Annotated in this window: 1 protein-coding gene; it reads left to right on the forward strand. The window is 59.1% G+C overall.

The genetic code is table 11. The features are described 5' to 3' along the window. Positions 1–359 (forward strand): molybdopterin-dependent oxidoreductase (locus B3849_RS07270; RefSeq protein WP_286779970.1); only part of this gene is annotated, 359 nt, incomplete at both ends.

Below are 359 nucleotides of genomic sequence, written 5' to 3' on the forward strand. Positions count from 1 at the left end.
CAGATTGACGGGCTGGTCGACAAGCCCGGTGCCTATGGGTTCGACGACATCATGCAACAGATGACGATCGAAGAGCGTATCTATCGTTTTCGCTGTGTCGAGGCGTGGTCAATGGTGGTCCCGTGGAACGGGTTCGAACTGGCGGACCTGCTGAATATGGCCGGTGTGCAGTCCGGCGCAAAATACGTCTCCTTCGAGACTGCGCTGCGTCCTGATGAAATGCCCGGCGTCGCCTATAACGTGCTCGACTGGCCCTACGTCGAAGGGTTGCGTCTGGACGAAGCGATGCACCCGCTGACGATTATGGCCACCGGCATCTATGGCAAGGACATCCCGAAACAGAACGGCGCACCGCTGCG

The organism is Sulfitobacter sp. UBA4523, assembly GCF_002388305.1.
GTDB classification, from domain to species: domain Bacteria; phylum Pseudomonadota; class Alphaproteobacteria; order Rhodobacterales; family Rhodobacteraceae; genus Sulfitobacter; species Sulfitobacter pontiacus.